Here is a 5,742-nt window from a genome sequence, read left to right on the forward strand (position 1 = left end):
CTCGGGGGGGGCGCCGGGCGCGGGGCCGTGCCGGGCCCCGCCCGCCGAACCCCCGGCCTACCGGAGGCCGGCCCCGGGGGCGCCGCCGGCGGCCGGATCGGTGATGCTCTCGGCTCCGTTCTCCACGTGGCCGGCGAACCGGCGCAGGAAGCCGTCGGCCGTGTCGGCGGTGGCGGTGAGGTCGTACCACCAGCTGCTGTCGGTGATCGTCCAGGAGTTCCGCACGGTCGCGGAGGCGGGCAGGTGGAACGTCCAGGGACCGTCCGTGCGGTAGGCGCCGGCCGTGACCGTGACGGTGCACGGGGCGGTGCCGCTGTTGGTCATGGTGAGCGTGAGACGGCCGTTCGGGACGTCTGCTTGCGCGGTGACTTCCGGGTTGGCGTGCCCGGCGGTGGTGGCGGTGAGCCGGTTGCCGCGAAAGCGTCGGTGCAGGCCGTTCGGACCGTAGAGGGAGAGGTCGTAGGAGCCGGCCGGCGTGCCCTGGACGAAGTGGTCGGTCAGGCTCTTGCCCGCCTCCACCGTGTGTCGCCAGGGCCCGTCCTTCCGGAAGGCGTTGGCGTAGAGGTGGACGCACTGCCCGGCGGTGCCGCTGTTCACCATGTCGATCCGGAAGGCCTCCGGGGTGACTCGCCCCGAGGCCTCGAAGGCGTACGGCAGGGCCCGGGCCTTGCGGTGCCCGGCCTCCTGCACCGGGAGGGTCTGCACGCGGGGCACCCTCGGCGCGGGGAGGTCGCGGCACTGTGCGGCGGATTGCCCGGGGTAGCCGCCGGTGTTCGGGAGGTCCGGCCAACCACTCTGCGGGGAGGTGAAGTCGAAGGCGGACCGCAGGTCCCCGGTGACCGCCCGGCGCCAGGGGCTGATGTTCGGCTCGGCCACACCGAACACCTCGGAGCAGAAGCGGATGACGGAGGTGTGGTCGAAGACCTCGGAACAGACGTACCCCCCGCGGGTCCACGGGGAGACGACGATCAGCGGCACGCGGAAGCCCAGCCCGATCGGCTTCCCGCCGCTGATCTCCCCGGCGGTGGTGACCGTGGACAGCCCGTCGGCCTCGGAGGTCGGCGGCATGGGCGGTGGCACGTGGTCGAAGAAGCCGCCGTTCTCGTCGTAGTTGAGGATGAACACGGTCTTGTCCTGGACGGCCGGGTTGGCGGCGAGTGCGGCGAGTAACCGCGCCGTGAGGTTCTCGCCGTCGGCGGGGCGGTGGTTCGCGTGCTCGGACAGGTGTTCCGGCGCGACGATCCAGCTGACCTGAGGCAGCGTGTCCCGGGCGACGTCCTCGCCGAAGGCCGAGACGAGGTCGGCGACGGTGGCGATCCCCTTGTCGTGGAGGGCCTGGCCGGGGCCGGACTGCTTGAAGGTCGCGAACCAGGCGAGCGCGTTGTCGTCGAAGTTGTCGGTCTGCTGGTAGACCTTCCAGCTGACGCCGGCCGACTCCAGGCGTTCGGCATAGGTGGTCCAGCCGAACCCCGGCTCCGGACACGTGTTGTCCATGACCGCGGCCTCACCCACCGAGAGGCCGTTGCTGCCGGTGAAGGCGTGCAGCCGGTTGGGGTTGGTCTGGGTCAGGGTGGACTGGAAGTAGTGGTCGCAGATGGTGAACTCGTCGGCGAGCCGGTAGTAGAAGTCCAGGTCCGGGCGGGTGAAGTAGCCCATCCCGACACCCGGGTCCCTGGCCGTGTTCCAGCGGTCGTACCGGCCGCCGTTCCAGACGGCGAGGTCGACAGGCCAGTTCATGGCGGGTGCCTCCGCGCACGTGGCGGAGGTGGTCGTGGTGTCCATCCGGAAGGGCAGGATGGAGCCGGTGCCACCGGACGCGGGCTGGTGCCACACCGGCTCGCCGTTCGGGAGCTTCACCGCGTTGCGGTCGCCGAAGCCGCGGACTCCGCTGAGGGAACCGAAGTAGTGGTCGAAGGCCCGGTTCTCCTGCATGAAGATCACCACGTGCTTGACGTCGGCGATCGTGCCGGTGCCCGACGGTGCCGGGGCGGCCGTCGCCCTGCGCAGCGCGGCCGGCAGCGCGGCCGCGCCGGCCACGGCGGCCGCGCTGCCGAGGAGGGCGCGCCGACTGACACCGGGTCTGGATTGGTCGTTCATGAGGGGGGAGTTCCTTTACGGCTGAAAGGGATGTGGGGGAGCCGGAGCAAGGTGACTTCGGGGTGGGTCACTTCGCGGGGATCGAGGTGAACGGTCTCAGCACCGTCGAGGCGAAGGCGGCACGGTGACTGCCGGTGCGTTCGCGGGAACGGGTCGGGGCTGCGCCATGGGATTCCTCTGGGGGTGAGGCGGCTGCGATCCGGGCGGGATCGCGAACCTGTTGCGAGACTCGCCGCGCGTTTCCCCCGGCTCCGGTCCGTCCGACGGGCACGGGGGAGGGATCAAACGGGGGGGGTGACAAAATTAAACGCGTTCAAACAGGCGAGGGCTCTCATGACATCGGAAGACCGGGGGAGGTGTCAAGCGTCCGCCAGGGGCTCCGGGTGGGGGGCCGCGGGCGAGGCCGACCGGCCGTAGAGACCAAATAGCTTGTGGGGACCAGGCCTTGACGCGGGCCGACTCGTCCTCGAAACTCGGCTGCAACCCGATGTTCACGCTAACATCCCACCGGGCGTGACCATGTGCAGCATTGGGCCCGGACCACGGCGCCGAGCCGCCCGTGTGCACCGCAGGCGCTCTGCGCCTCCCCTTTGCTCCTTCCTCCCCCACCCGGCCAATGGAGCCCCACCATGAGCCTGCCCGATCCCCCTCTGCGCCGCCGACACTTCCTCGCCGGGGCCGCCGCCACCGCGGGCGCCGTCGTCCTGCCCGGCGGGTTCCGGCCGCCCCGGGCCGCGGCCGCCGTGCCGCCCCGGGTCACCCTCCCGGAGCGCGGGATCCACGACACCACGCCCGCCGCGGACTGGACCGACGGCTTCCTCACCGGCAACGGCGAGTACGGCGCGCTGCTCCACGGGACCCCCGCCCTGGAGAAGGTCGTGGTCAACCACCACCGCTTCGTCCTGCCCAACGGCACCCGCGCGGTCCAGCCCCCCGACCTCGCCGGACGGCTCCCCGAGGTGCAGGACAAGGCACTGGCCGGCGACTACGCCGGCGCGGCCGGCGCCTTCGCCGGAGACTGGGCCCTGCGCTGGACCCAGACCTACCACCCCGGCTACGAACTCCACCTGAGCACGCCGGAGATGAGCGGCGCCGCCGACTACGCACGGCTGACCGACTTCCGCACCGGTGAGGTCACCCACGCCTGGGCCGACGCGGCCGGCACCTGGAGGCGCCGTGCCTTCGTCTCCCGCGCGGACCGGGTCGTCGTCCACGAGCTGCTGCCCGCGACCGGCCGTACCGTCGCCACCGTGCTCGGCGTCCACACCGCCCTCGAAGGGACGCCGAGCAGCGTCACCTTCCGCACCACGGCGACGGCCGTCGGACGGGACGGCTACCTCGACGTCCGCGGCACCTATCCTGCCGGACAGGGAGCGTTCGGCTACCAGGGCGTCACCCGCGTCGTCGTCACCGGCGCCCGCGCGTCGGTCACCGTCCACGGCTCCGCCCTGGTCGTCGCCGGGGCCGCCAAGGTCCTGCTCCTCACCAAGCTCGACCGGTACGAGACGCCGGACGCCTGGGACGCCCAGCCGCTGCAGAAGGCGCTCGCCGCGCTGACGGCCGACTACGGCACCCTGCTCGGCCGGCACCGGCCGCTGCACCGGGCGATGTTCGACGGTTCGAGTCTCGACCTCGGCGTCCCGGCCGCCGACCGCCGGCTGTCCACCGGCGAACTGATCGCCCGCCAGAACGGCAACCGGTCGAGCCTCGACCTGGCACTCCTGGAGCGGATGTACGACTCCGGGCGCTACCTGTTCGTCAGCTCCAGCGGAATCCTTCCGCCGCGGCTCACCGGCATCTGGTCCGGCAGCTGGACGGGCGCCTGGGCCGACGACATCACCACGGACGCCAACGTCAACCTCCAGGTCGCCGGCGGCAACATCCTCAGCCACGGCGACGCGATGCAGGGCTACTTCACCCTCGTCCTCGGCCAGCTCGCCGACTGGCGCGACAACGCCGCCAGGATCTACGGCGCCCGCGGGTTCCTCGCCCCCAGCCGCACCGACGGCGAGCACGGCCACATGCTCCACTTCAACGGCGGCGACTTCCCCGGCCAGTGCTGGACCGGCGGCGCCGACTGGCTGCTCCACCCCCTGCTGGAGCACTACCAGGTCACCGGCGACGCCGCGTTCCTCCGCGACAAGCTGGGCCCGGCCCTCATGGAACTCGCCCTGTTCTACGAGGACTTCCTGACCCGCACCGACGCCGGAGGGAAGAAGGTCTTCGTCCCGTCCTACTCGATGGAGAACGCGCCCGCCCGTACCGGGCAGATGCTGGCGGTCAACGCCACCGGCGACATCGCGGCCGGACGGCACGCCCTCCGGGCGGCGGTCGACGCCGCGAACGCCCTCGGCGTCGAACAGGGGCCGGGCCGGGGCGTCGCCCGCTGGACCGCCCTGCTGGCCCAACTGCCCGACTACACGGTCAACGGCGACGGCGCGCTCGCGGAATGGTCCTGGCCCGGCCTGACCGACCGCTACAACCACCGGCACGTCCACCACCTGTACGGGGCCTGGCCCCTGCACGAGATCAACCCCGAGGAGCGCCCCGACCTGGTCCGCGCCGCCGGCCGGGCCCTGGACCTGCGCGGCGACGAGAACCTCTCCGCGCACGGCAGCCTCCACCGCGCGCTGGCCCGCGCCCGGCTCAAGGACGGTGCCGGCGTCCACGAGAACCTCCGGAAGATCCTCGGCAACGACATGGTCTTCCGCTCCCTGATGACCTCCCACAACCCCGGACTCACCACGTACAACGCCGACGCCGCCAACGCCCTGCCGGCCGTCCTCGCCGAAGCCCTGCTCCACACCCGCCCGGGCGTCCTGGAGCTCCTGCCCGCCCTGCCCGCCCAACTCGCCAGGGGCACCGTCAAGGGCGTCCGCGGCCGCAACCGGGTCCTCGTCGAGAGCCTCGTCTGGGACACCGCGGCCCGCACCGCCACGGTCACCGTGACCTCGGACCTCACCCAGGAGATCACCCTGATCTGCCGCCGGGGCATCACCTCGATCACCACCCGGGCCCCGGTCGCCGCCTCCCCGCTCGGCGCCCACGCCAGGAGGGTCACCCTGACCGCCGGCACCCGCACCAAGATCAACCTCGGCCTGCTCGCAGGCACCTACCGCCTGGTCAACCGGGCCGGCGGGAAGGTCCTCGACGTCCGCGACCACTCCACCGCCGACGGTGGAGGCGTCGTCCAGTGGCCCTGGAACGGCGGGGCCAACCAGCGGTGGGACCTCGAACCCGAGGCGGACGGCTCCTTCCGCCTGGTCAACGTCCACAGCGGCAAGGTCCTGGACAACCCCGGCACCTCCACCGTCCCCGGCCAGGCCCTGGACCAGTGGACCAACACCCGCAGCCCCAACCAGTGGTGGCGGATCGTCCCCGCCACGACCGCCGGCCACGTCCACCTGGTCAACGTCTCCAGCGGCCTCTGCGCCGACGTGGAGGCCGGCTCCACCGCCGACGGCGCCCGGATCGTCCAGCAGCCCGTCCGCGGCACGGCCGGCCAGGACTGGAAGCTGGAGACCGCCTGACCCGGCCCGGCCCCACCCGCCCGGCCCGACCCGCCCGGCCCGACCCGCCCGGCCCGACCCGCCCGGCCCGACCCGCCCGGCCCGACCCGCCCGGCCCGACCCGCCCGGCCCGACC

At 72.8% G+C, this 5,742-nt stretch carries 2 protein-coding genes; one reads left to right on the forward strand and one right to left on the reverse strand.

The window, feature by feature from the left end:
• Positions 1 to 57: 57 nt before the first annotated feature.
• Positions 58 to 2,097 (reverse strand): phosphocholine-specific phospholipase C, encoded by a 2,040-nt coding sequence (locus ACFWOG_RS39135; protein ID WP_380364363.1) that lies wholly within the window; start codon positions 2,095 to 2,097, stop codon positions 58 to 60.
• A gap of 629 nt (positions 2,098 to 2,726) precedes the next feature.
• Here ACFWOG_RS39135 and ACFWOG_RS39140 point away from each other — a divergent pair.
• Positions 2,727 to 5,627, forward strand: coding sequence for an RICIN domain-containing protein (locus ACFWOG_RS39140; protein WP_380364365.1), 2,901 nt, complete (start codon positions 2,727 to 2,729; stop codon positions 5,625 to 5,627).
• Positions 5,628 to 5,742 lie beyond the last annotated feature (115 nt).

Origin of the sequence: Kitasatospora sp. NPDC058406 (genome assembly GCF_042722765.1) — a bacterium.
Taxonomy (GTDB): domain Bacteria; phylum Actinomycetota; class Actinomycetes; order Streptomycetales; family Streptomycetaceae; genus Kitasatospora.

What these genes read in the sequence shown, in the direction of transcription:
- ACFWOG_RS39135 (WP_380364363.1), bottom strand. Translation starts at nt 2,097, where the DNA reads ATGAACGACCAATCCAGACCCGGTGTCAGTCGGCGCGCCCTCCTCGGC.
- ACFWOG_RS39140 (WP_380364365.1), top strand. Translation starts at nt 2,727, where the DNA reads ATGAGCCTGCCCGATCCCCCTCTGCGCCGCCGACACTTCCTCGCCGGG.